Genomic DNA, 26,864 nt, shown 5'->3' with positions numbered 1-26,864 from the left:
CAGGGTTAAGTATGCGCTAAATTAATTCCGCCAACGGGTATTCTAAACAAAAAAGAATGTATTTTTGGACGCACATTCAAAACACTAATTAAACCTATTATGAAAGAATTATACTGGAAGTATTCCCTGATTGCCCTGATTCTTTTTCTCGGGGTCATCCTGTTTCAGCAGGCACAGCCATTCATGAACGGCATCCTGGGTGCCTTTACTCTTTATCTGCTTCTGCGCAAAGTCACTTTTCGCCTTGCCGAGAAGATTCCCTACAACCGTACCGTATGGCTGGTTACCATCGGCACCCTGCTGTTTATCGTCATCCCCATCAGTCTGTTGGGATGGCTTCTGGTTTCGGAAATCACCAGCATCAACATTCATCCCAAAGAGCTGCTCCGCCCGGCATTGGCCACGATAGACTTCATCAAGGAAAAAACCGGTTTCGACGTTCTGTCGGAAAGTACCTTGACTTTTCTGGCCGGTCAGATTCCCGCCATCGGCCAGTCCATCATGAGTGGTGTGAGCGATTTTTTCATCAATGTGGCCGTAGCCATCATGCTGCTTTATTTCCTGCTTTCCGGTGGCAAGAACATGGAACACTATATCTCCACCCTCCTGCCCTTCAAGGAAGACAACAAACAGGAAGTACTACAGCAGATTCATGTCATTGTGCGCTCCAACGCCATCGGAATCCCTCTTCTGGCCGTTATCCAGGGATGTATTTCCCTGCTTGGCTACTGGATTTGCAATGTGCCCAATCCTCTTTTGGCCGCCCTGTTCACGGCTGTAGCCTCTATCGTTCCGCTGGTAGGAACCGCCCTTATCTGGATTCCGCTGGCCGCTTATCTGGCCATTATCGGAGATTGGGTCATGGCTCTGGTTCTGGTAGCCTATGGAGGAATCATCATTTCCCAGTCGGATAATCTGATCCGCTTCATCCTTCAGAAGAAGATGGCCAATATCCATCCGCTCATCACCATCTTCGGTGTGGTGGCCGGATTGCCGATTTTCGGTTTTATGGGAGTTATTTTCGGTCCGTTGCTTGTGTCTCTTTTCCTGCTTTTCCTGGAAATGTTCCGCAAGGAGTATCTGCTGGATCACGAACCCTAATTCCGCCGTCTTATTTCTTCTTCCGGAAAAGACTGAAGTTATAACTCAGGTGCAGCATCACATAACGGCCGAAAGCCTCATAATGCACATCTGAACGCATGGAAGACGAGAAAGAACGACTCACGTAGTTACGCCCGTTGAGCAGGTCATAAACCTTGAGCGCCACACGTGCCTTACGCCCTTTCAGGAATCCCTGAGACAGTTGCATGTTCCAGATCCACTCATTATTATTCATATCCTGAAAGCTGAATCCCCACCGGGCATTCAACGTAAAATCGGTCGAGAAGTCCATGCCCCAAGGCATCTGTACCATACCGCCACACCGGGTTTCCAGCCCGTAAGTATCCATATTCCCGGCAGAAAGCGCGGTACTGCGCGAATGGTCATAATTACCGCCTACGGACACGAAGCAGTCCCACAGATCATCCCGGTAACTCAAACGCAACGTAGGGCGGAAAGTCACCTGATTGGTCACATTCCGGACGGTCTGCTCCGCTCCTTCGCCTACTACAAAACCCACATAGCGCATATAGTTCACATTCGTCTGCAGGAGGAATGTGAACTTTTTGTTTTTCAACGGAGCATTCATCATAAAGTCCGCCGTTCCGTTCATATTACCGTCCACGTTCACCGGAATCATGGTCCGCCGACCGGTCTGTGTGTCATACGTACTTTGGGAACTGAGACTGTTCTGAGTCACCATATAACTCACGTGCACATTATAGCTGCGCATGGTCTCTTCGGTAAAACGGTTATACCCCATGCTGATCATGTGGGTAAACGAAGGTTTCAGGTCCGGATTTCCCAGTTCCAGATTAAGCGGATTGGAAAAATCCAAAGTATCGGGTATCAGTTTCTGGGCATCTACCGGGCGCGCCATGGCATAATAAGAACAGTTTATCTGCTCGCGGCTGGTCAGATGATAATAGAAATTCAATTGGGGTGCCCAGTTTATCGTACTGTTTTCCGCCTCGAAGTTTCGTCCGGAAGTCTGATAGGTGAAACGGTTCAGCTGGCTGTTCAGCAAAAGTCCTGCATTCAGCTGATATTTGGTCTTGTTCAGATTCAGCCCGATTTCTCCGCGCTGCTCCAGATAATCATTGCAAGTGTTCCGGCTTTGCAGCGTGTCGGGCAAGGCATCCTGATAGAAATCCGAATAATTAGTGTGATTCACGCCCAGAGCAAGTACCCGAGGATCCTGAATCGATGCCACTTCCCTGCGGTCTTCCTGCCGACGCAAAGATACCTGATAAGTCAGCAACAGGGTCAGATCACGCCCTAACGGTTCGGAATAGGTGAGGCGGCTGCCCCAGTTGGTATTCGTATTCGGAGTCTTGTCATATTGCACCTGATGATAGACGGAATCTCCTCCCGCAATGGCACTCAACCGATAATAGTCAATCTGACGGAATTCATCACGGTTGTTGTCCGAACGGGTATAACCGCCATTGATACCGAGCATCAGGCTACGCCCTTTCTTGGCAAAACGACGCGTCACGTTCAGACTCATTTGTGCCGACCAGAAATTGTTCTCTCCTCCATTAAGTCCCCGGTTGGCATTCACAGCCACCGTATCTGTCAGCAGGTCCATCTGCTCGAGCGGATGCTCCACTCCAGGCACCCGATACGGATCGGAAGAGAACGAGGCGGAGAAAGACTCCTGTGTGTTCCACCCATTGGTCCAGCTCACCATAGGAGCCACCCGGATTACGGTCATACTGTCGGGACGCCATTCCACATTCAGACCGGCATGCAGATTCTGATTCCGGTTATACATCCGGCTCATCGTTTCCGTAAAGGCAGCCGTTGTATTTTCGAAAGACTCCATACTCGAAGCCATATCCTGCTTCATTTCATTCCGGTTATAAGAAAGGTTTCCTCCCAAATCCAGTTTCTTCCCCGAACGGTTGAAACTCCAGCCCACATTCTGGTTGTTTTCATCTCCCATCTGGCTGTCGTTTCCAGCCTGTGCCATCAAAGTCGTGTAGCGTTTATCCTGAAAATTATTCACCGAAGCCTTGCCGATGTAACGGTTGCTGCTGCCATACGCGGCCTCTACTTCACCCACCCAACTGTTCTGAAAATCATCAGCTACGGTCAGATCTATCACGGTTTCACGACTGCCGTCGTCCACTCCCATCCATTCCGACTCATCGCTCTTTTTGTCATACACCTTGAGTTCCTTGATCAGTTCGGCCGGCAGATATTTCAATGCCATGGAAAGATCATCCCCAAAGAATTCCTTACCGTTAATCAGGATTCGGGCCACTTTCTTTCCATTCACCCGCACATCCTGATCATCGGAACCATAAACACCGGGCATACGACGCAGCAGTTCGGCCATACGGGCTCCGGGCGGCAGTCTGTAATAATCGGCATAATAAACCAACGTATCGTCACGGAGCACCAGCTCACGTCCCTGTGCCGTGATCTGAGCCTCATCCATTTCATACACTGCCTCATGCAACAGGATATCTTTCAGACGCAGTTCCTTACGCTTGCCGCTAAGATCAACTCGAAGAGACTGTTGTTTATATCCCATAAAAGATATTTTCAGATTATATCTCTGGGGTAAAAGTTTTCCTACCCGGAAAACTCCTTCTTCATTCGTCACTCCGCCTCCCAGAAATGTCCCCAAAGAATCATACACCTGCACGGTGGCACCGGGCAAAGGATCCAAACGGTCGGCATCATACACTTTGCCGCGCAGAAAACGCTCATCCGCATTCTGTGCCCATACACTGCCAGCATACACACTGAACAGCAAGGTTTGGAAAAGTATCAAGAGAGTCCGTTTCATAGTTCTGTTGTTTTTCTATCGGGAGTATCCGACCAGTATCTTCAAAACAAAAGTAGGCAATTTATCAAATACCTCCAATGAGAAGGGAACTGAAAACTTATTGAATAAGTTTAAAATAAGGAAAAACAAAAAACGGTCCCGCGGCCATGCTGTCAATCTGACAGAAACAAAAAAAGAAGTTACCGGATGGTTATCCGATAACTTCCTGTCTGAAATCAATCATCAAATTTTTCACTGATGACAGTTCCGTCGGCTTTGATAATCGCCTTTACTTCACGATCTCCGCCACGCATTTCCATTTCAATCTCATAGCAAAGTCCTGAGGCGTTCTCTACAACCTCTATATCATCACGTTCTACAGAATAAGAAGCATAACGGTCCTGCAAGGTCTTCAACACAGCACTAGGCAAAGCTGAATAATACGTATCCCATTTGCTGCAAACCCACTGACCGGCTCCATTAAAGTAGGCTGTCTTTTTCAGGTTCTCATGCAGGAAATCAACCTCCAGAAGGCCGTCGTCATATTCTCGTCCTACGATTACTGCACCTGCATATTTTTCTGCGATCCATTGTCCGATCTCAGTCTCTACCGGAACATTCTGTCCGTCACCACCGCCGAGCGCCGGCTTATCGATGACCAATCCCTCTTCACTGATATAAACTTTCCAATCGTCATCAAAACGGGTCTCCATTTCAATGCAATAGAAGTTTCCGCTTGCAGCAGTCTTGTAATAGTCCACATCATCCAAAGCATTCAGGCTGGTAAATCCTTCCAGATTTCTTAGAGCACTCAACACACTGGGTGGCAAGGCGGCATACTGACGCTCAGGTATTTCCTGCTTGGTGTAGATCCAGTTATGCTCTCTGCTGAAAAGCACCTCATACACAGATCCCTTATAAACCAACTCAACTTCCGTTCCTCCGTTTTCGGTTTCCACATCAATGATGCGTGCTCCCGGGAAGTTGGTATCCAGCCACTGTCCGATGCTGGTTGTCGGTGTCTGTGGCAAAAAGTCTTCAAAATGATCATCTCCGTCTACATCATCAAGTACCTCTTTCAGGAGAATACCGTCGCTCGAATAGAAAAGTTCCATTTCTACAGAAGAAGTCCGGTTTTCTACAGAAATTACATACAGGGTTTCAATGCCGGAGCGCTCCAAAACCTCCACCTCGCGGTCGGTCACCCACGGCGAAGCAGCATACTCCGAACTTTCAAAGGCCGTACGTACGGAGTCAGGCAGATAAGAATAAGGAATCTCATATTCCGTCATATCCCAGAAACCATCCGCCAGTGAGAACCATGCGGAACATTTGTTCTGAACGCTGTCATTCGAAGTATAGAAGGAAGCTACGGAATACCCGTCTTTAGAAGTCCACTGCACAGATTTTGCATTAGGATATTTCATGTAGAACTGTTCTTCGATATTTTTCGGCACTGTCACAGTTCCACCGTTACCACTGTTATCATCACTACAGGATGAAAATCCGAATATGCCGCAGCACAAGGCCGCGGCGAGCCATAGATTCTTTTTCATAATTAGGATTTGGTTTTCTTGGTTATCAATCATTTTCGTAAGCAAAGAAAATGATCAAATCTGGAAAGAATTTGGATAAATGTATATTATTTTCCATTAAAACAAACTTTAACAAAAAAAGTGCAGGTTTCCGGGCCTGAATATGACATCCCGAAAACCTGCACTTGATCCTTTATCAAGAAATACTTTTTTTATTTCTTCACGGCGGCAATCAGCTCTTCCTGAGAAACCAGCATCTGCTCACCGGTAACCATATTTTTCAACGTTACCTTTTGTTCGTTCATTTCATTTTCACCGGCAATGGCTACAAATGGAATGTTCTTGGCATTAGCATAACTCATCTGCTTTTTCATCTTGGCACTGTCGGGATAAATCTCACAACGGATACCAGCCTGACGGGCGGCAGCCAGGATAGGCAGACAGTAAGCAGTCTCTGCCTGACCGAAGTTGACAAACAGCAGCTCTGTGCCGGTTGTAGCTTCCTTAGGATACAGATCCAACTGATTGAGCACATCGAAAATGCGGTCTGCTCCGAAAGAGATTCCCACGCCGCTCAATCCCGGCATACCGAAAATACCGGTCAGATTGTCATAACGGCCACCTCCGGTGATACTTCCGATCTGCACATCAAGAGCTTTCACCTCAAAGATACAGCCGGTATAGTAGTTCAAGCCACGAGCCAGAGTCAAGTCAAGCTCTACCTCATTCTTCAGGCCCAGGCTCTGCAAGGTCTGCAACACAAATGCACACTCTTCCACACCTTTCAAGCCGGTTTCGCTCTCGGCCAAAACGGTTCTCATGGTGTCGAGTTTCTCCTCGTTGCTGCCCTGCAACAGAATAATCGGCTGCAGTTTCTCAATAGCGGCATCACTGATACCGGCCTTTGACAATTCAGCATTCACAGCCTCAAGCCCGATCTTGTCGAGTTTGTCCATGGCCACAGTAATATCCACAATCTTGTCCGATTCGCCGATCATTTCGGCAATTCCGGTAAGAATCTTACGGTTGTTGATCTTGATGCAAACACGAATACCGAATTTGGTAAATACGGTATCCACAATCTGCATCAGCTCGACCTCGTTGAGCAAAGAATCACTGCCCACCACATCGGCATCACACTGATAGAACTCACGGTAGCGTCCTTTCTGCGGACGGTCGGCACGCCATACCGGCTGAATCTGATAGCGCTTGAACGGCATGGTCAGCTCTTCTCTGTGCTGCACGACATAGCGTGCGAAAGGTACTGTCAGGTCATAACGCAAACCCTTTTCACACAGCTGTGCGGCCAGTTTGTTGGTGTTCTCCGAAGACAAGTCGGCTGTATCTACTCCAGAAAGGAAGTTTCCGGAATTCAGAATCTTAAACAGCAGTTTATCTCCTTCCTCGCCATATTTACCCATCAGAGTAGACAGATTCTCCATGGCCGGAGTCTCGATCTGCTGGAATCCATAGAGCGCATAGACGCTGCGGATTGTATCAAAGATATAGTTGCGTTTAGCCATTTCCACGGGTGAAAAGTCCCGGGTTCCCTTTGGTATACTTGGTTTCGTTGCCATCTTGTTCTGTTTATAAATTATTTCTGCCCACAAAGGTACATTATTTTTTCTATTCCGACCACAGATTCCTGCTAAAAAGGCATAAGCATTGCACCGACCAACGCTTTTTATTTCTAACTTTGCAACCAAACAAGCAATCGCTCATTAGTATGAAATTTTTTCGAAAATCACATCAAGAAAAGACACCGGAAAAGACTGAGTTTACGGGTAACAACGAACCTCTGTCACCGGAAAGCCTGCCACAGAACCTGACAGCCGAAGAAGCTGCCGCCCTGTGGTTTGAGCACAAGTTCGGCGCTCCGATGCCAGATAGTGTAACGGCTCTGTTCAAATCTCTGATCCGCACAGAACTCAAACGCCGTCAGGCTGACAGCAGCCTGCTCAGCGCTACGGAAACCGGAAAACTGAACGAGACCCTGCGCCTGAACGAAACCAAACTTCGGAATATAGAAACTTCTATCGACAAGATTCATCAGCAACAGGAATGGTACAGAAAATTCATCGCCCTCTCACATGCTCTGGAGAAAGAAAAGGGTGAACTGTATCAGCTGAACAAACAATATGCCTCGATGCAAAAAAGCATACAGGAGCTGGAGCGTTTCGAAACTTTTGAATCCCGACAGGGAAGTTTTCAGAAAATACAGCTCATCAAACAGATGCGCGAGGCTCTTAAGTCTCTGATACAACAGCTGTATCAGGATAAGGAACAGTGTGAAAAGCATTATCATCAGATTAAGGAGGAATATGAGCAGCAGACACTGAGCCGCAAGGAATATGAGGCGGTACTGAAACGCACCGACGACCTGTTGACCGAGGTTTATCTGACCAACGGCAAACTGCAAATTCTGGAACTGAACGAAGGTAAGGAAAGCGAAGTGTCTGCACAATGGGCAATGAACATCACCTCGCTCACCAAGGAAATTGGTGAAATCAGACTGGAACTGGAAGAAGAGTACCGGAAACAGGAAAGCCTGAACCTGATCCGTCAGGAAACGGATGTGCATCAGAAAATGATTGACAAGGGCGAAGGTGTTCTGGTAAAACTGGATCTGCTCTATACCCTGTTGCTCCGGAAAGAGCGGACTCAGCAGGAGCTGGACAACTCTCTGAGAAAACAGAGCGAACAAAACGCACAGCTGAACAAACTCTTTACCAATATCAAAGAACTGGAATCGCAAATCAGCAGTCTACAGAACGAGCTGGCCATGCACCTGAAGAGCAATTACGGTATGGACGGAGAGAAACTCCAGTCGAGAACAATGGAGCTGAAGCGAAGAATGCAAATGCTGCTCAGTGCTCAGGTCCTGTGGAATCACATCTCCCAAGGATATAACTGGATTGACGAAAAGATGCAGGAAATATATCGCTTGCAGACTCAGGCCGAAAGCACCCACAACGCTCTGGAGCAACTGAACACCGAGGTAAATATCCTGAAAGAAAAGACCGAGGAAAAGAAATATTCCTTCACGGTGAGCAAGAGCCAGAACGTGATTCAGCTGCGCAGTGACCTGAAGGAAGGAAGCAGTTGCAGCGTATGCGGCGCGACACATCATCCTTACCACTCCGATACGATGCTGGAACAGAGCAAACTCATTTCGGAAATGAAAACCGATCTGGAGATGCTGGAAGCGGAATATAACAAGAAAAACCGGCAGTTGCAGGAGTTGCGCATGAAATATGCCCGGGAAACCGGTATCCTGGAAGTAGAACAGACTCATCTGGAAATGATACGCAACATGCACCAACAGAATATCCAGGAATGGAAGAAATTCGAGGATCTGGACCGCTCTTTCCGCGACTGTTCCGCCTCGACCAACCAGGAAGCCCGCCGAAGCATGCTGCAACAGCTCATCGAACGTACCGGTCAGGATGCCGAAGAAGCTGCTAAGGAACTGGAGATTTTCAATTTCCACCAAAGCAACATCAACAGCATCAATGGCAAGATTGCCAAAAAGGAGAACGAGAAGAATGACATCATGATGCGCTTCAACGAGCAGAACACCGGCTGTCAGGTATGGGCATACCGCATCAGCCATCTGCAAGAGGAAATCAGTATGCTGAATGACCGGTTCAGCGAACTTTTTGATGATCTGGAAAAAATCATAACCATTTCCGGATGGTTCAAGGCCTGGCAGAACAATCAGGAAGGATTGAAGATACAGATTCAGAATATCCTGAAAAAATATCGCGGTCTGATTACAGATACCGAAGCAAACAAGGAACGGATACTGATGCTGCAACAGAAAAAGGACCTGCTCGAAGACAGACTGAAAATTATGGTCAACGCACAGGAAGCTTCTGCAAAAAGACTGGAACAAGTGCAGAATCTGAAAAAGGAATGCGGCAACACCCTGCAAAAGCTCATCGGAAATCAGGAAGCCAAACAGGTGTATGACAACGCAACCTGCAATCTGGAAGAAGCCCGAAAACAGGAAGAGGAATTGCAGAAACAGAAAGAACAGGCCAAACAGGAACTGTGCCTGAAGACGGGAGCCATAGAAGCCATAGAGACCCGAGACAAGGAACTGGAGCAAGAGATCATGCAGGAAAAGTCGGATCTGGATCTCTGGATGAGAAAATACAATGCATCCCATTCTCCCGTACAGTTCTCGGAGCTGCAACAGCTTTTCTCTGCTGATACGGACTGGCAACAGATGCGGCAACTTACGCGCCATCTGAAATTTGAGCTGAGCATGGCACAGAAGAAAGTGGACCTGCTGCAGGCCGAACTGGCAGCTCATCAGGCAGACGGTAACCGACCGGGCGAAAGCAGCGAAAAAGAGGTTCACTCAATGCTGATAGAACGGAAAGAGATGCTGGAGCAGGAACGTAAGAATATCATTGGCATGATTGCAGCCTGTCAGGCACAGCTGATTAACCAGAAGGAAAAGCTGGATGCCATCAAACTCTGCGAAGAGGAAATCAAAAACAAAATCACAGAATGAGACACGGAAAATACGCTTATATTATAATGTGGGGAGTGCTTCTGGCTCTGTTCTGCACTTCGGTACCCGCTCTGGCTGAAGGACGATTCAAAATCGTGATTGATGCGGGACATGGCGGACGGGATCAGGGCGCTGCCGGACGAAAAACGCAAGAAAAGGACATCACTCTGAAAATTGCCCAACGAACCGGCAAATATATCCGAAGAAGAACCCGCGGCGTGGATGTTATCCTGACCCGAGACAAAGATGAATTCATCTCGCTGAACGAAAGGGCCAATTTCGCCAACTTCTGTCAGGCAGACCTGTTTATTTCCATCCATGCCAATTCTGCCCGCGGATATGCCGAAGGCACGGAAACATTTGTATGGAACAAAAGGCATAATCCCTGGAGCCTGAAGCTGGCACAACTGATTCAGGAGGAATATACCGAACGGGGAAAAAGAAAAAACAGAGGTGTGAAAAAAGCCAATTTTGCGGTATTAAGAAATACCAATATGCCGGCAGTTCTGACTGAGGTTGGCTTTATCTCCAATGCTCAGGAGGAGAAGTACTTGCGGTCAAGACGCGGCCGAAGAAAACTGGCATACTGCATCTATCAGGCTGTGAAACAGTATCTGGAAACTCTGAAATAAACCAATCAGGAGTGGCAGCACCATCGCTGACCACTCCTGATTGGTTTTATAGAAAATTGCGGATCAGAGCCACAAACTCCTCTCCGTATTTCTGTTTCTTGAAATCACTGATACCGCTTACCATACCGAAGGCATCCACCGTAGTCGGCTTGATGCTGCACAACAGGTGCAAGGTATTGTCCGACATTATGATATATGGCGGGAAACCTTGTTCGTCAGCCAGTCGCTTACGCAACGCACGCAACGCCTCAAAAAGTCCGTCAGCGCTCTCTTCTTCGAAGAAGGGTTGCCTGGACAACAACGGCTGTCCGGCGATGCGGGGCACGGCAACCGCTTTTCGTTTACGGAGAGCAACCTGTGGCTTCTCTTCACGGATCTGAGCCAGTGTGGCAGTGCTTTTTCCGTACAGCACCTGAGCTCCGGCAGGGGTGACTTTCAGATGCAGATTCTCTTTATAATCAATCTCCAGAAGTCCCAACTGCAACATCTGAAGCAGATAATCGTGCCAGTGACGGGCCGGTACATCATGCCCGGCACCATAAGTTTTCAGTTGGTCATACCCACGCTGCACGATTTCCTGCGTCTGATTGCCGCGAAGAATATCTACCACCAAATGAAAACCTGCATGCTGCCCGGTGCGCATAATGGCACTCAGGGCTTTCTGCACCAGAACTGTACCGTCGAAACGCAAAGGCGGATTACGGCACACATCACAATTACCACAATCATGTGCACTCTGTTCTCCAAAATAATTCAGCAGAATACGACGGCGGCAAACCGAGGCCTCAGCATATTCCTGCATGCGCTGCAAACGCTCCTTATTCATGCCCTGCTGACCGCTTTCTTCGGCAAAACGGGTCAGCTGTGCAATGTCTCCGTAAGAATAGAACAGTAACGTGTCGGCAGGCATCCCGTCGCGCCCGGCACGACCGATTTCCTGATAAAAGCATTCAATGCTTTTCGGCAGATTATAATGAATGACATAACGCACATTCGACTTATTGATTCCCATACCAAAGGCAACCGTGGCACAAACCACCTGAATGCGGTCTTTCAGAAATTCCTCCTGCGTAAAGTTACGCTCCTCGGGCGACAGACCAGCATGATAAACTGCAGCACTGATACCGTGCTCCTGAAGCATGGCTGCCACATCCTCGGTCGTTTTGCGACTCATGCAATAAATGATACCACTGTCATTCTCATGCCGGGACAGAAAATCCAGAATTGCCAGAGTCTTTTCTTTCTTCTTTAATCCCTTACGGACAACCAGATTCAGATTCGGACGGTCGAACGAGGAAATAAAGATCTGAGGACGCACCAGTCCCAACTGCTGCACAATGTCTTCCCGGGTGACTTTGTCGGCTGTAGCCGTCAGTGCAATGACCGGTATCTCCGGAAAATACTGATGCAAGACATTCAACTGCGTATATTCCGGACGAAAGTCATGCCCCCACTGAGAAATGCAATGTGCTTCGTCGATGGCAAAAAGAGACAGTTGCATGGATTTTAGCAAAAAAGGAATTTCGGACAATAAGCGCTCGGGGGATATGTAAAGTATTTTAACTTTACCGGATATACAATCCCTTCGGATGCTCACGGCCTCCTGGTCTGTGTTATTGCTATTGAGTGCTGCCGCATAAATACCACTCTCCTGCAAAGCCTCTACCTGATCCTTCATCAGAGAGATTAGCGGAGATACGACAATGGCCGTACCGGGCATCATCAGGGCTGGAATCTGATAACATAAGCTTTTTCCACCTCCTGTAGGCATCAGCACCAGCGTGTCATTCTTGGCCAGAACACTCCTGATGATGGCCTCCTGCTGAGGACGAAAAGAATCGTATCCAAAATATTTTTTCAGTGTTTGATACATGCAAAAACGGTTCTATTTATATTAGCAAACGCAAAGTTAACTTTTTTTGTCATTAAAAAGAGAGAAAAATTTGTACGAACAAGAAAAAAAAGCGAATTTTGCCTTATCATGTAAAGTTAATAAAATCGCACAAGGAGTTCTAGACACTGGATGTGATTTTATTTTTGAGTAATATATAGGAAGTATGGGAAAGTATAATTTAACGGAGAAAAAAGAAAAAAATGCTGCTTACCGCTCACTGGTAAGAGCTGAATTAGTAGACGAACTTTACGAGAAAATATTGCATATTTTCGTCGTACAGAAGAAGTACAAGGATCCGGATTATTCAGCCAAAAAGATGGCCGAAGAGTTGAGCACCAATACCCGCTACATCAGTGCGGTGGTCAATATCCGCTTCGGACAGAATTATTCCAGCCTTGTGAATGAGTATCGCATCAAGGATGCACAATATCTGCTTGTAGACAAGCGGTACATGGACAAAACCATGGAAGAGATTTCCGCTATGGTGGGATTTGCCAACCGACAGTCGTTTTATGCCGCCTTCTACAAACTGAACGGAATTACGCCGAGAAGCTATCGCATAAATCACTTGGCAAAAGAAAATAACAAAGCATAAATTTTAAAAGAAAAAGGGATAAATCCGAAAGGGTTTTATCCCTTTTACAGTTACTAATATATTTCCGATTTAATGAATACAACTGATTTTTCATACTGCGACGAACGGTTTGCCGATCTGCAATTGCTGAGATATCGTGTTAATGGATTTGAGAATCTGGATCTGCGCCAGAAGAAACTGGTTTATTATCTGTCGCAGGCAGCACTCTACGGACGTGATATTCTGTGGGATCAGAACGGCAAGTTCAATTTAAAAATCCGAAAGACTCTGGAGGCAATCTATACAGATTACTCCGGGGACAGAAACAGCAAGAATTTTCAGGAACTGACCGTATATCTGAAACGGGTGTGGTTCTCTAACGGTATCCATCATCACTATGCCTGTGACAAATTCCCGGCTCTGTTCAGCGAGAGTTTCTTTAAAGAAGCACTGCTGAACATCAATCCGGAAAAACTTCCCCTGAAAGCAGGCGAAACAGCAGAAACATTATACAACGAAATAGCTCCGGTCATTTTCAATCCGGCCATTATGGCCAAACGGGTAAACCAGGCCGACGGCGAAGACCTGCTGCTGACCTCTGCATGTAATTATTATGCCGAAGGAATCACTCAAAAAGAGGCCGAGGACTTTTATCAGGAAATGAAAAACCGGGAACAGGATCCCCGACCGGTCATGTACGGACTCAATAGCCAATTGGTTCGGAAAAACGGTAAGATTGCCGAGGAGGTGTGGAAAATTGACGGAATGTATGGCAAGGCCATAGAAAAAATCGTATATTGGTTGGAAAAGGCTGCCGAAGTCAGCGAAAACCCGAAACAGAAAGAGGTTATCCTGAAACTGGTAGAATTCTACAAAACCGGTAACCTGAGAACATTCGATGAATACAGCATCCTTTGGATTCAGGAACAGGACGGCTTTATTGACTTTACCAACGGATTTATCGAGACGTATGGTGATCCGCTGGGCATGAAAGCCAGCTGGGAGGGATATGTAAACCTGAAAGATGCAGAAGCTACCGAAAGAACCCGCAAACTGAGTGAGAACGCTCAATGGTTTGAGGACCATTCTCCAGTGGATGCCCGCTTCAAGAAAGACAATTGCCAAGGTGTTTCTGCCAAAGTCATTGAAACTGCGATATTGGGTGGTGACCTGTATCCGGCAAGTGCCATCGGTATCAATCTGCCCAATTCTAACTGGATACGCGCCGAGCATGGAAGCAAGAGCGTCACCATCGGCAACCTGACACATGCCTATAATCAGGCAGCCCACGGCAACGGCTTCAAGGAAGAGTTTGTCATCAACCGTGAAGTTCTGGAACTGATGGAGAAATACGAGGATGTATGCGATGATCTGCATACTGACTTGCACGAATGTTTGGGTCATGGCAGCGGAAAGATGCTTCCGGGAGTAGATCCGGATAGTCTGAAAGCCTATGGAGCAACCATTGAAGAGGCACGTGCCGACCTGTTCGGACTGTATTATCTGGCCGACCCGAAACTGACTGAACTGGGACTTACACCGGATTCCGAGGCCTACAAAGCACAATATTACGGTTATCTGATGAACGGACTGCTCACCCAGCTGGTACGCATCAATCCGGGTAAGGATATTGAAGAAGCACACATGAGAAACCGAGCTCTCATTGCCCGTTGGGCTCTGGAAATGGGAAAGGAAGAGCAGATTATCGAAATGATCTGCCTCAACCGAAAGACTTATGTGCAAATCAACGACTACCAGAAACTGCGGGAGATATTCGGAAAACAACTTGCCGAAATCCAGCGCATCAAGAGCGAAGGTGATCTGGAAGCAGCCCGTCAGCTGGTAGAGCGCTATGGCGTGAAAGTAGATCCGTCCCTGCACCAGGAAATCCTGGCCCGGTACAATCAGCTGAATCTGGCTCCATACAAGGGATTCATCAATCCGGTATACACTCCAGTCATTGACGAACAGAACAATATTACTGACATCCGAATCAGCTATGGCGAAGCATACGACAAACAGATGCTCCGCTACAGCAAGGACTATGCAACACTATAATCCATGAATATAGCAGAAGAAATCAGAAAAATAAAACAAGAGCTGCGCCTCTCCATGAATGGAGTGGCGTCGGCTTTTATGCGAGAAAACGGCCTGAACTATAAGTTAAACTTCGGAGTGGAGATTCCCCGACTGCAAAGCATCGCCAGCGAATTCCAACCGAATCATGAACTGGCACAAGCCTTGTGGAAAGAGAATATCCGGGAATGCAAGATTCTGGCCGGCATGCTGCAACCGGTAGACTCTTTTTATCCGGAAATTGCAGAAATCTGGATTGAAGGCATGCCTACAGCAGAAATAGCGCAGCTCACGGTCATGAATCTGTTCCAGAAACTGCCCTATGCCTCAGAAAAAGCATTCCAGTGGATCGCCCGCGAAGAAGAAATGTTCCAACTCTGCGGCTACCTGCTGCTGGCACGCCTTTTCATGAAAGGCGAACCTCTGAACGAACGGGCGGAAAATGAATTTCTGGATCAGGCCGGTGCCACCATCGCCCATGCGGAAGGTACCCTCAAGAAAGCCATTGTAAATGCATTGCTCAAATACGAAGAAATTAATAAACAGCGCACTCAGGAAATTGAAAATATGCTTCTGCAATAAGCCGTCTGTTATTTTTTTCTGAAAAATATTTTTAGGGATATGCGTGCTTTCGGCAAAAAGCACTAACTTTGTTGCAAAACAATTAAACGACTATCATGCAAGAAGAAAGTGCAGAAGAACAGGCATTACAGGCCCTGTTTCATTTTATTGAAACAAAGGGGCTGAGAAAAACTCAGGAGCGGGAAACCGTGTTGAGAACCATTTATAATATGAAAGACAAGGTTTCCATTGAAGAAATCCTCAGTAAGCATCAGGAACTTTTTCCTAAAATACATATATGCCGGTCTACTGTATATAATTGTATTAATATCTTGCTTGAAGCCCATGTAATCAATGAACTGAAAGACAAAAACAGCACCGTATACTGCAAAGTATTCGGAAACCGGAATCTCATAGAACTTGTATGCAACAGTTGCCGGGAAACCCAACTGGCAGAGCTTAAGCACATCAGATCCTTGCTGGAACATATCGGCTGTGCAGACTTTCAGGTTCACAACTACAGAGTTACTTTATACGGAATTTGCGCCAAATGTAAAATGCGCATGCAATAAGGAAATCAAACAAACAACAAATATAAATATCCAATCATGGTAAAAGGAAAAGTAGATGCCCTTCTTGGGATCGTATTCGGAGATGAGGGAAAAGGTAAAGTAGTAGACGTATTTACTCCGAAATATGATGTTGTTGCCAGATTCGCAGGTGGACCAAACGCAGGCCACACCATCATTTTCGAAGGTAAGAAATTCGTTCTCCGCTCTATTCCTTCAGGTATTTTCGCTGAAGATAAGATCAATATTATCGGTAACGGATGTGTCATTGCACCCGACTTGTTCATGGCCGAAGCCAAAGAACTTGAGGATGCCGGATATGACCTGAAGAAAAGACTCCACATCAGCAAACGTGCTCATCTGATCCTGCCTACACACAGAGTATTGGATCGTGCTTACGAGGCTGCAAAAGGCAAGAACAAAGTGGGAACTACCGGAAAAGGTATCGGACCGACCTATAGCGACAAGGCCAGCCGTATCGGTTTGCGCGTAGGTGACATCCTGGAAAACTTTGACGCAAAATATCAGGCTCTGAAGGCCAGACATGAGCAAATCCTCAAGGATCTGAACTTCACAGACTATGATATCACCGAAGAGGAAAAAGCTTGGATGGAAGGCATCCGCTATATGAGCACCTTCCCGCTTACGGATACAGAGGTGGAAATCAACCAGTATTTGAAAGAGGGAAAAAGCGTGTTGGCAGAAGGAGCTCAGGGAACAATGCTGGACATTGATCACGGAACTTATCCTTTTGTCAGTTCTTCAAGCACCACCAGCGGCGGTGTCTGCACCGGACTGGGTATCGGACCAAAGCAGATAGGTGAAGTATTCGGTATTTTCAAAGCTTACAGCACCCGTGTAGGTTCCGGACCGTTCCCTGTTGAACTGTTCGACGAAACCGGTGACAAGATTCGTGAGATCGGTCACGAATATGGTGCTGTGACTGGAAGAAACCGTCGTTGCGGATGGGTGGATTTGGTTGCCCTGAAGTATGCCATCATGATCAATGGCGTAACTCAGTTGGTTATGATGAAGAGCGACGTTCTGGACAGCTTCGAAACCATCAAGGCATGCGTAGCTTACAAGAAGGACGGTGTTATTCTGGAAAATGTACCGTTTGAGACAGAAGGCTGCGAGGCTGTATACAAGGACATCCCAGGATGGCAGTGTGATCTGACCGGCATAACTGACGAGAAGGACTTCCCGGAAGCATTCAAGAACTACATTCAGTTCCTGGAAGACGAGTTGGAAACTCCTATTACCATTCTGTCTGTTGGTCCAGACCGTGCTCAGACAATTATCCGCAATAAATAAAGAACTGGAGCATTTCACATAATAAAGAATTGTTCATCAATAAAAAATGTCAGCAGACTGATGAAAGATTTCCATATCTTCAAAAGTCTGCTGACATTTCTGTTTTAAATCCTATTTATCGTATGAAATACATCTCATTACTCTTACTTCTAGGAGCTACTCTGTGTTCTTCGGTCTCTTGTAGTACAACAAAAACAAACGCCGAACAAAATATATCCAAAACAGCAGACAAAGGCTTAGAAATCCGTATGTTTATCGCATCGGAGAAAAGAACCGGCTACGGTGTCGGACCACAATCCTGCTTCCTGATTAAATATAAACCGGAAGAAAAATGGCAATACTTCTATTCTGAAATTCAGGGATTCCAATATGAACCCGGATATGAATATCAGCTACTCCTGCAACGTACAGAGCGTAAGAATCCTCCTCAAGATGCCTCAAAGTACGTCTACACTTTAAAGAAAATCATTTCCAAGACAGCAGGCCCGTCCAAGGCATTGCCTGAAAACAAAAACTAATTTTCAAGTTCTTCGTATAAAGCAGCCAGCTCGCCGGGGTCGGCATTCAAAGAGCTGGCTTTTTTCAGGTCCTGGCGTGCCTTATCCTTTTGACCAGTCTTTATATAATATGAGGCACGATTCAGATAATAGATAACATTCCCGGGCTCCAGTTCTATGGCTTTCTTATAATCGATCTCAGCCGATTCATAAGCCTTGCGGTTCATCTCCATTTCCGCACGCACCACGTAATAATCGGCACGACGGGAGTTTTTCTGAATCAGCTGATTGATCTGATCCATCGCCTCCTTCGGACGGTTATCCTTTTCGTTAAGCAGAATCAATCCCAATACTGCATCTTCATTGTCCGGTTCCAGCTGAAGAAGATGTTCATAGTCCAAGCGCGCATTCTTGAAAAGATTCTGGGAGGAATAGATATAAGCCCGCATCATCAGGGCGTGCCGATGATCCGGATTCAGATCCAGTATGTCACTGTAATCTGTCAAAGCCTTCTCCTTACGGCCGGTGCGCATATACAATGCCGCACGATTTAAAAGAATACCCATCGTATGCGGCGAGAGATTGATCCCCAGGTTATAAGATTCCAATGCCTCGGCATCGCGTCCGGTCTTCTCCTGTATCTGACCGATATAATTAAACAACAACGCATTTGACTTTAAAGCCGGTTCTTTCTTTAAGGCTGCCCGAAAGTACTCCTCAGCCTGCAGCAGACTGTCGCGCGAGATGGCATCGAGCCCTTGTTTCACCAAATCCTGATAACTCTGTGCCGATACGGAAAGCGCACCCGCCAGAAGATATACTGCCAATAATATTTTTTTCATCATAGGATATCCCAACATTAGGAAATTAATTCACATAGAAACCCGATCTGCTTTTCTTCTTTCAAAAGGGATGGCCCAACTACAGACAAACAGATCCGGGACAAATGTATAAAAAAAGTTCCTGGCTCCGGAACAGAGCAGGAACTTTTTGTCTTTTATTACTTGAGGTTAAGCCTTTTTGATATAATCAACAATCCACTGACCGACCTCTTTCGTACCATACTTGGCGCCTCCTTCAACCTGAATTTCCGGGGTACGAACGTGAGCATCAAGCGAAGCATTGACAGCCTTGCGGATCATAGCTCCTTCCTCCTTCAAATCAAAGTACTCAAACAACATGGCTACAGAAAGAATCTGTGCCAACGGGTTGGCAATGTTCAAGCCCTTGGCCTGAGGCCATGAACCGTGAATCGGTTCGAAAACCGGAGTATGCTCACCGGTAGAAGCAGACGGCAGCAATCCCATAGAACCGGTAATGCAAGAACCTTCGTCAGTAAGGATATCACCAAAAGTATTCTCGGTTACCATCACATCAAAGAAACGGGGATCCTGAATCATGCGCATAGCCGCATTGTCTACAAACATATAGTCTGTCTCTACATCCGGATACTGAGGAGCCATTTCCTTGGCAATCTGACGCCACAGACGGCTTGAAGCCAGAACATTGGCCTTATCCACTACGGTAAGGTGCTTACGGCGGCGACGGGCATATTCAAAAGCCACTTTAAGGATACGCTCGATTTCCGGACGGGTATAGGCATTGGTATCATAGGCTTTCTCGTTATCCTGATACTTTTCTCCAAAATACATACCACCGGTCAGCTCACGGATACAGATAAAATCAGCACCACGCACGAGTTCTTCCTTCAGAGGAGACTGATGAATCAGACATTCAAAGGTCTCTACCGGACGGATATTTGCAAAAAGTCCGAGTTTCTTGCGCATGGCCAGCAAGCCCTGCTCCGGACGTACTTTGGCAGTAGGATCATTGTCAAACTTCGGATCACCTACAGAAGAGAAGAGGACAGCATCCGCTGCCATACATTTCTGATAAGTATCTTCCGGGAACGGATCGCCTACTGCATCAATGGCAGCAGCTCCACAAAGGGCATATTCATAAGATACATTGTGACCAAACTTTTCACAAACGGCCGTCATGACAGCTACTCCCTGTTCTGAAATTTCAGGTCCGATTCCATCACCCGGCAATACGGCTATTTTCAAATCCATAATCTATTCGTTTTATTTATTTTCTTCTTTTACTTATCACTATATTTACAAACAATGCTTCCTTGGAAGCACTACGATTTATTCGCATGTTTCAGCAGAGGCCTCACACACATAATCTTTCTCTATGAGATTCAGCATTTTGATGGTTGCCTTGATGGCTGCTTCGGTCTGGTCCGCATCCAATCCGCGAGTACGCAAGGTCTTCTGATTCCAGTTCCAGGTGATAACGGTCTGTACAAAAGCATCCGTGCGTCCTCCGGGAGGAATCGTTACATTGTAATTGGCCAGCCAGGGAAATTCGCGATGCAGACGTTCTTTATAAATAAACATCGTGGCCCGCATAAAGGCATCGAACTGACCGTCGCCCGAAGCCTGTGCTTCGTAAGCCTGCCCGTTCACTTCCAGACGGACACAAGCCATCGGTTTCAAACCATAGGCCGTGGTGACCATATAGCTCAACAAACGTACATGTTCTTCGGGAGCATTGTGTTTCAATACATCGGCCACAATGAAAGGCAAATCATTCTGAGTAACCAGTTCTTTCTTGTCTCCCAATTCAATGATGCGCTCAGTAACCTTTCGTGTCTGCTCCGGAGTCAGTTCCAGACCTAATTCCTCCAGGTTCTTCAGGATATTGGCCTTACCGCTGTTCTTCCCCAAAGCATATTCACGCTTGCGGCCAAACCGTTCCGGCAGCAAGGCGTTGCAATAGAGATTCGCCTTATTGTCTCCATCGGCATGCACACCGGCCACCTGAGTAAACACACTCTCACCAGTAATCGGTTGGTTGGGCGGTATGGCGATTCCAGAATAACTCTCCACCAAACGGCTTACTTCATTCAAGCGATCCTCGCAAATTTCGGTTTCAGCCTGAAACTGGTCTTTCAGAATAGCCTGCACACTGGCCAGCGGTGCGTTTCCGGCCCGTTCTCCCAGTCCGTTTACCGAAGTATGAATACCCCGGCACCCGGCCAGAACCGCAGCCAGCACATTGGATATGGCCAAATTATAATCATTGTGCGCATGAAAGTCAAAGCGCAGATGCGGATATCGTTTCACCATCTTGCGCATATAGCTCACCAGATGAAGCGGGTTAAGCACGCCTAACGTATCCGGCAACATAAAGCGCTCGATGCGCTCATGCTGCAAGGCATCTACTATCTGAAAGACGTACTCCGGCGAATTCTTGATTCCGTTACTCCAGTCCTCCAGATAGACATTCACCTTGATTCCCAACTGCTCGGCATAGGCCAATGAATTTCGGATATCGGCGATATGCTCTTCCGGAGTCTTCTTCAACTGATTCAGACAATGATTCAGGGAACCCTTACACAGCAGATTGATATTTCGGCAACCGCAACGAGCAATCCAATCGAGCGAAGCATGTCCATCCACAAAGCCCAGGACTTCTACCCGATCCAGCATCCCCACCTGAGCAGCCCAACGGCAAATATTACTCACAGCCTCGATTTCTCCATCGGAAACCCGAGCCGAAGCAACTTCAATCCGGTCCACATTCAAATCCTGCAACAAAGCCTTGGCTATGATCAGTTTCTCATGGGGCAGGAAACTCACTCCGTTGGTCTGTTCACCATCTCGCAAAGTGGTATCCATGATTTCTACCCGAACGGTTTTATTCTGTTCCATAATACTTGTGGATTAAATGTTATGTTTCACCTTCAGAAGTCTAAACGCTCTTTTGCTCCCAGGCTTCAATTTTGTCTTTATTCTCCAACAGGAAATCGATGTCATCCAATGCATTCATCAGACAGTACTTCTTATATCCGTTCAGTTCGAAATGTTCCTGTCTGCCGGTAGCCTTATTCGTTACAGTCTGCTCCGGAACGTTGACTTCCACTTCGGTGGCAGGATCCTGATTGATTGAAGCAAACAACTCGGCCAGAAATTCCTCTGAAACAACAACCGGCAAGACAAAGTTGTTCAATTCGTTGTTCTTATGGATATCGGCAAAGAAACTGCTGATCACTACACGAAAACCATATCCGGCAATGGCCCATGCCGCATGCTCACGGCTGGAACCGCTTCCAAAGTTCTTTCCGGCAACCAATATCTCTCCCTTATACTTGGGATTGTTTAATACAAAGTCCGGATTCAGCGAACCATCCGGATTATATCGCCAGTCGCGGAACAGGTTTTCACCGAAAAACTTCTCTTCCTTAGTTGTAGCTTTCAGAAAACGTGCCGGAATGATCTGGTCGGTATCCACATTTTCCAAAGGCAAGGGCACACAAGTGCTTGTTATGATGTCAAATTTCTGTTTCATGGAATCGTCTTTACATTAATGTTCTTGGATCTGTTATTACTCCCGTTACCGCCGCAGCTGCTGCCACTAACGGACTGGCCAATACGGTACGTGCTCCAGGGCCCTGACGTCCTTCGAAGTTACGGTTTGAAGTGGATACGGACAACTTTCCGGCTGGAATCTTGTCATCGTTCATAGCCAGACAGGCAGAACATCCCGGCTGACGCAATTCAAAACCGGCCTCCTTGAAAATCTGATCCAAGCCTTCTTCCTGAATCTGACGGGCTACAGCCCAAGAACCCGGAACCAACCAACAAATCACCCGATCGGCTTTCTTGCGTCCTTTCACAATCGAAGCAAAAGCACGGAAATCTTCAATACGGCCATTCGTACAAGAACCACAGAAAACATAATCTACCGGTTTTCCGATCATCTGCTCTCCCGGTGCAAATCCCATATAGTCGAGTGCTTTCTTGAAAGAAGCCTGACCGGCCGCTTCAATCTGATCCAAAGAAGGAATCGTTTTGGTGATACCCATTCCCATACCCGGATTGGTTCCGTAGGTTACCATAGGCTCGATATCGGCCGCATCAAACTCAATCTCCTTGTCAAACACAGCATCATCACCGCTGCGCAATGTCTTCCAGTAAGCCACAGCCTTATCCCATGCTTCACCCTTCGGAGCATATTCCTTATCCTTCAGATAAGCAAAGGTTACTTCATCAGGAGCAATAAAACCACCGCGGGCACCCATCTCGATAGAAAGATTACACAAGGTGAGACGGCCTTCCATAGTCAATTGCTCGATGGCCGAACCGGCATACTCCACAAAGTAACCGGTAGCTCCGGAAGTGGTCATCTTGCTCATCAGATACAAAGCCACATCCTTTGCCGTAACCCCTTTTCCTAAAGAACCCTTGACGGTGATACGCATGGATTTCGGTTTCTGCTGCAAGATGCACTGTGAAGCCATGACCATTTCCACTTCTGAGGTTCCGATACCGAAAGCCACAGCGCCCATAGCTCCGTGGGTAGAGGTATGCGAGTCACCGCATACAATAGTCATGCCCGGCAAAGAAAGACCATTCTCCGGTCCCACCACATGAATGATACCATTCTTTGGATGCATCATACCGAAATGAGTCAATCCAAAGTCTTTGGCATTTTGCGCCAAGGTGTCTACCTGAGTCTTGCTCACCGGGTCCTCAATAGGCTTGTCCTGATCGTGAGTCGGTGTGTTATGATCGGGCATACAGTAAATACGTTCCGGACGGAAACATTTCAGACCGCGGGCACGCAGTCCTTCAAAAGCCTGAGGACTGGTTACCTCATGGCAATATAAACGATCAATATAAAGCTGGGTAGGACCATCGGGCACATTCTGCACCACGTGTGCGTCCCATATCTTATCAAATAAAGTATTAGCCATTGTCTTGAAATTACTTTTTAAACTTGTTGATACAGTCAATATATGCTTCTACCGAAGCGGATACAATATCCGTATTGGCACCAAAGCCATAGTATACATGTCCGTCATATTCCACTTGCATGTGTACCTTACCGACATCGTCTGATCCTTTGCTGATAGCCTGAATAGTGAACTCCTTCAGTACGGTATGGCGCTTGATAATGTTCTTCAAAGCCTTGATGGCGGCATCAACCGGTCCGTTACCACTGGCAGAAGCCTCAAACTTCTCACCGGCAATATCCAAACCGATGCAAGCCACGGATTTCACTCCCATACCGGTTGTCACCTGCAGATAATCCAACTTAATGGCATGCGCTGCAGCACGGTCCGCACCGGCCAACATCAGGATATCATCGTCGTTTACCTCTTTCTTCTTATCAGCCAGCTTCAGGAACTCCTGATAAGTGGCATCCAGACGCTCGCCTTCCAGTTCAACACCCAATACACTCAAACGATGCTTCAAAGCCGCACGTCCGCTTCGGGCGGTCAATACAATGGCGTTATCATCGATACCCACATCCTTAGGGTCCATAATCTCATAAGTCTGCACGTTCTTCAAGACTCCATCCTGATGGATACCGCTGGAATGTGCAAAAGCATTGCGTCCTACAATTGCCTTGTTAGGCTGCACCGGCATATTCATCAAGCTGGAAACAAGACGGCTGGTCGGATATATCTTCTGCGTATTGATGTTTGTATCAATATCAATTCCCTTGTGGCATTTCAGAATCATGGCTACTTCTTCGAGCGAAGTATTACCGGCACGCTCTCCGATACCGTTGATGGTAACCTCAGCCTGACGGGCACCATTCATAATACCGGCAATGGTATTGGCTGTAGCCATACCCAGATCATTATGGCAATGGGTAGAAAGAATTGCCTTGCCGGCAGAGAGTCCGTCTACATGCTCCATCAAATATTTGATCTTGGCACCGAATTCCTGTGGCAAGCAATAACCGGTTGTATCCGGAATATTAACTACAGTTGCTCCGGCCTTAACGACAGCATCTACCACACGGGCCAGATATTCATTGTCCGTACGTCCGGCATCCTCTGCATAAAACTCAACATCCTCCACATAGCGCTTGGCATATTTTACTGCAGCCACAGCACGCTCAATGATTTCTTCACGATTGGAGTTAAACTTATATTTAATATGTGAGTCCGATGTTCCGATACCTGTATGGATACGTTTGTGCTTGGCAAACTGTAAAGCTTCGGCAGCCACATCAATATCTTTCTGCACAGCGCGGGTCAAAGCACAAATGGTAGGCCAGGTCACAGCCTTAGATATTTCTATTACGGAATTGAAATCACCCGGACTGGAGATCGGGAATCCTGCTTCAATCACATCCACTCCCAAAGCCTCCAGCTGCTTGGCAACCTGAATTTTCTCAACCGTATTCAACTGGCAGCCTGGAACCTGCTCTCCATCACGAAGTGTTGTATCAAAAATAAAAAGTCTGTCACTCATATATCTTATGTTTTATTTGTTTATCAAAAAAGAAGCCTTTCACACTAGGAAGTGGGAAAGGCTTTTATATCTCTGCGACACAATTACGCACAAAGCACACTTCCCACTACTTTTTGCAGTCGGAAACATAGAGTTGACAACATAGCTGTATTCGCAGTAACCATATTTTTATTTTTTATGTTATTGATAACGCAAAATTAAGAGGAAAATGCCATATAACAAAATAATCAGAAAGAAAAATCCCCATAAATATTACAGATTCTTTCTAAAATAGCGAATATAATAGAATATTTATACAGAAACATGCTTTGTAACATACAAAATTATAAAGGGCATGTTATAAAAAAGAAATGACAAAAGAAGAATAAGTCTATCAAAATCCCAACAAGGATTCCCGACAAACGCAAACTGAGACAAGAACACTAAAAAAGTCGTATCAAACTCTTTTTCTGAGTAATGATACGACTTCTTTTTATTTAAATCTAAACGTGGCTGTCGGTTTCGTAACCGTTGGTTTCGCAATCTTTTCTTTTGTCGCTCTTTCTTCCATTCGCTCGATACGCATATCCAAATCCGGATGACTGGAGAATAGCTGATTCAAGAATGCACCGACTTGTGACTCCTGAGCGTTACTCTGCAACTGCTTCAGTTTTCGGAAGGACAAAGCCATTGCCCACGGGTTCTTCCCTGCATTTTTCAAGAAGGTATAGCCATAATCATCGGCAGCACATTCCTGCTTTTGAGAATAACGTGCATTAACCATGGCTTCTGTCAGTGCTCCTAATTGTGAATCTGTCAAAGCGGCTATTTTCTCATGCGACGAAGATATTCCGTCTTTCAAAGCAGAGGTCAGTAAAGCAGTGCGAAAACTTCTCTTGGAATCACGATGAGCAACATGACCGATTTCATGTCCTATTACCCCTAACAGTTCATCATCCGTCATGACATCCATCAGTGAGGAGAACACCCGAACACTACCATCAGCACAAGCAAAAGCATTGACATCCTTTACCTGATAAACTTTAAAATTCAAAGGAATACCTTCTGCATCTGTAAGTCCGCTCGTCAGCTTTCTCAAACGGATAGTATAGGGACTGTTCTCTGGACAGACATTATTTTCTGCATCCATTTTAGCCACATACTCTCTGACATACTCTGCCATCTGTTCATCCGTCAGAGTTGCGGCCTGCACCACCTTTGAGACTCCTCCCAACATCCGCGACCAATCAAATTGGGCTTTTACCTGAGCATGAAAGAAAAGGAAACACAAAAAGAAAAGAGTTTTCAGAAATCGAATATTCATATTTATAGTTGTATTACCAATTTGACCATCTTTTAGTCTAGATAACAAGTTAACAAAGGAAAGATCTTAGTTACTGCGGGCAAGTTATTATTTTTTTTCTAAAAAGCCAAAATTATTGAAAGATATTTTAATAAAAAGAGATTTTCAGGGAAGAAAGAAAAGATTTTCAGATGAAAGAGTGCAAAAAACAATACAAAAAAAGAATCCCTCCGGAGATTGCTCTCTGAAGG

At 46.3% G+C, this 26,864-nt stretch carries 20 protein-coding genes; 9 read left to right on the top strand and 11 right to left on the bottom strand.

Going from position 1 to position 26,864, the window contains the following annotated elements:
• Positions 1–99: 99 nt before the first annotated feature.
• Positions 100–1,101 (top strand): AI-2E family transporter, encoded by a 1,002-nt coding sequence (locus tag DXA74_RS13920; protein ID WP_118528608.1) that lies wholly within the window; start codon positions 100–102, stop codon positions 1,099–1,101.
• 10 nt (positions 1,102–1,111) lie between these two features.
• Here the strand turns inward: DXA74_RS13920 and DXA74_RS13915 are convergent, their stop codons facing one another.
• The 3 genes from DXA74_RS13915 to hisS all read right to left on the bottom strand — a co-directional run bounded on the left by DXA74_RS13915 (position 1,112) and on the right by hisS (position 6,992).
• Positions 1,112–3,901 (bottom strand): TonB-dependent receptor, encoded by a 2,790-nt coding sequence (locus DXA74_RS13915; protein ID WP_118528606.1) that lies wholly within the window; start codon positions 3,899–3,901, stop codon positions 1,112–1,114.
• A gap of 215 nt (positions 3,902–4,116) precedes the next feature.
• Positions 4,117–5,436 (bottom strand): PepSY-like domain-containing protein, encoded by a 1,320-nt coding sequence (locus DXA74_RS13910; protein ID WP_158576084.1) that lies wholly within the window; start codon positions 5,434–5,436, stop codon positions 4,117–4,119.
• A gap of 191 nt (positions 5,437–5,627) precedes the next feature.
• A complete protein-coding gene (gene hisS / locus DXA74_RS13905; RefSeq protein WP_118528612.1) occupies positions 5,628–6,992 on the bottom strand; it encodes a histidine--tRNA ligase in 1,365 nt (454 codons plus the stop codon).
• A 149-nt stretch (positions 6,993–7,141) separates the two neighbouring features.
• Here hisS and DXA74_RS13900 point away from each other — a divergent pair, with 149 nt between their 5' ends.
• Positions 7,142–9,937: a hypothetical protein gene (locus tag DXA74_RS13900; protein WP_118528602.1), complete on the top strand. Its 2,796-nt coding sequence runs from the start codon at positions 7,142–7,144 to the stop codon at positions 9,935–9,937.
• Positions 9,934–10,569, top strand: a complete 636-nt coding sequence (locus tag DXA74_RS13895) for an N-acetylmuramoyl-L-alanine amidase (protein WP_118528600.1) — start codon at positions 9,934–9,936, stop codon at positions 10,567–10,569. Before DXA74_RS13900 ends, DXA74_RS13895 begins: the two co-directional genes overlap by 4 nt.
• A gap of 46 nt (positions 10,570–10,615) precedes the next feature.
• On the opposite strand, the gene recQ is transcribed toward DXA74_RS13895, so the two are convergent.
• Positions 10,616–12,442 carry a DNA helicase RecQ gene (gene recQ / locus DXA74_RS13890; RefSeq protein ID WP_118528598.1) on the bottom strand — a complete coding sequence of 609 codons (1,827 nt, stop codon included), beginning with the start codon at positions 12,440–12,442 and terminating at the stop codon, positions 10,616–10,618.
• 184 nt (positions 12,443–12,626) lie between these two features.
• Here recQ and DXA74_RS13885 point away from each other — a divergent pair, with 184 nt between their 5' ends.
• From DXA74_RS13885 to DXA74_RS13860, 6 genes are all read left to right on the top strand, one after another.
• The gene (locus DXA74_RS13885; RefSeq protein ID WP_118528596.1) at positions 12,627–13,058 is read left to right on the top strand and encodes an AraC family transcriptional regulator; all 432 of its coding nucleotides are present in this window, start codon (positions 12,627–12,629) and stop codon (positions 13,056–13,058) included.
• A 72-nt stretch (positions 13,059–13,130) separates the two neighbouring features.
• Positions 13,131–15,095, top strand: coding sequence for a dihydrofolate reductase (locus DXA74_RS13880; protein ID WP_118528594.1), 1,965 nt, complete (start codon positions 13,131–13,133; stop codon positions 15,093–15,095).
• 3 nt (positions 15,096–15,098) lie between these two features.
• On the top strand, positions 15,099–15,695 hold the full coding sequence (locus DXA74_RS13875) for a DNA alkylation repair protein (RefSeq protein ID WP_118528592.1): 597 nt from the start codon (positions 15,099–15,101) through the stop codon (positions 15,693–15,695).
• Positions 15,696–15,790: 95 nt separating this feature from the next.
• Positions 15,791–16,246: a Fur family transcriptional regulator gene (locus DXA74_RS16940; protein WP_118528590.1), complete on the top strand. Its 456-nt coding sequence runs from the start codon at positions 15,791–15,793 to the stop codon at positions 16,244–16,246.
• Positions 16,247–16,282: 36 nt separating this feature from the next.
• A complete protein-coding gene (locus DXA74_RS13865) occupies positions 16,283–17,557 on the top strand; it encodes an adenylosuccinate synthase (RefSeq protein ID WP_118528588.1) in 1,275 nt (424 codons plus the stop codon).
• Positions 17,558–17,679: 122 nt separating this feature from the next.
• The gene (locus DXA74_RS13860) at positions 17,680–18,075 is read left to right on the top strand and encodes a DUF4377 domain-containing protein (RefSeq protein WP_118528610.1); all 396 of its coding nucleotides are present in this window, start codon (positions 17,680–17,682) and stop codon (positions 18,073–18,075) included.
• Here the strand turns inward: DXA74_RS13860 and DXA74_RS13855 are convergent.
• The 7 genes from DXA74_RS13855 to DXA74_RS13825 form a co-directional block, all read right to left on the bottom strand.
• Complete coding sequence (locus tag DXA74_RS13855; RefSeq protein ID WP_158576083.1) at positions 18,072–18,899, bottom strand: lipopolysaccharide assembly protein LapB; 828 nt, start codon at positions 18,897–18,899, stop codon at positions 18,072–18,074. The genes DXA74_RS13860 and DXA74_RS13855 overlap by 4 nt on opposite strands.
• A 165-nt stretch (positions 18,900–19,064) precedes the next feature.
• Entirely contained in the window at positions 19,065–20,126 is a 1,062-nt protein-coding gene (leuB, locus tag DXA74_RS13850; protein ID WP_118528584.1) for a 3-isopropylmalate dehydrogenase, read from the bottom strand.
• Between the two features lie 78 nt (positions 20,127–20,204).
• The gene (locus tag DXA74_RS13845; RefSeq protein ID WP_118528582.1) at positions 20,205–21,773 is read right to left on the bottom strand and encodes an alpha-isopropylmalate synthase regulatory domain-containing protein; all 1,569 of its coding nucleotides are present in this window, start codon (positions 21,771–21,773) and stop codon (positions 20,205–20,207) included.
• A gap of 40 nt (positions 21,774–21,813) precedes the next feature.
• Complete coding sequence (leuD, locus tag DXA74_RS13840; RefSeq protein WP_118528580.1) at positions 21,814–22,410, bottom strand: 3-isopropylmalate dehydratase small subunit; 597 nt, start codon at positions 22,408–22,410, stop codon at positions 21,814–21,816.
• A 10-nt stretch (positions 22,411–22,420) separates the two neighbouring features.
• Positions 22,421–23,818, bottom strand: coding sequence for a 3-isopropylmalate dehydratase large subunit (gene leuC / locus DXA74_RS13835; RefSeq protein WP_118528578.1), 1,398 nt, complete (start codon positions 23,816–23,818; stop codon positions 22,421–22,423).
• 10 nt (positions 23,819–23,828) lie between these two features.
• Positions 23,829–25,331 (bottom strand): 2-isopropylmalate synthase, encoded by a 1,503-nt coding sequence (locus tag DXA74_RS13830; RefSeq protein WP_118528576.1) that lies wholly within the window; start codon positions 25,329–25,331, stop codon positions 23,829–23,831.
• Between the two features lie 472 nt (positions 25,332–25,803).
• Entirely contained in the window at positions 25,804–26,634 is an 831-nt protein-coding gene (locus DXA74_RS13825) for a M48 family metallopeptidase (protein ID WP_118528574.1), read from the bottom strand.
• Positions 26,635–26,864 lie beyond the last annotated feature (230 nt).

Origin of the sequence: Bacteroides sp. OF04-15BH (assembly GCF_003477995.1) — a bacterium.
Taxonomy (GTDB): domain Bacteria; phylum Bacteroidota; class Bacteroidia; order Bacteroidales; family Bacteroidaceae; genus Paraprevotella.
This window is presented reverse-complemented; position numbering and strand designations above follow the sequence as displayed.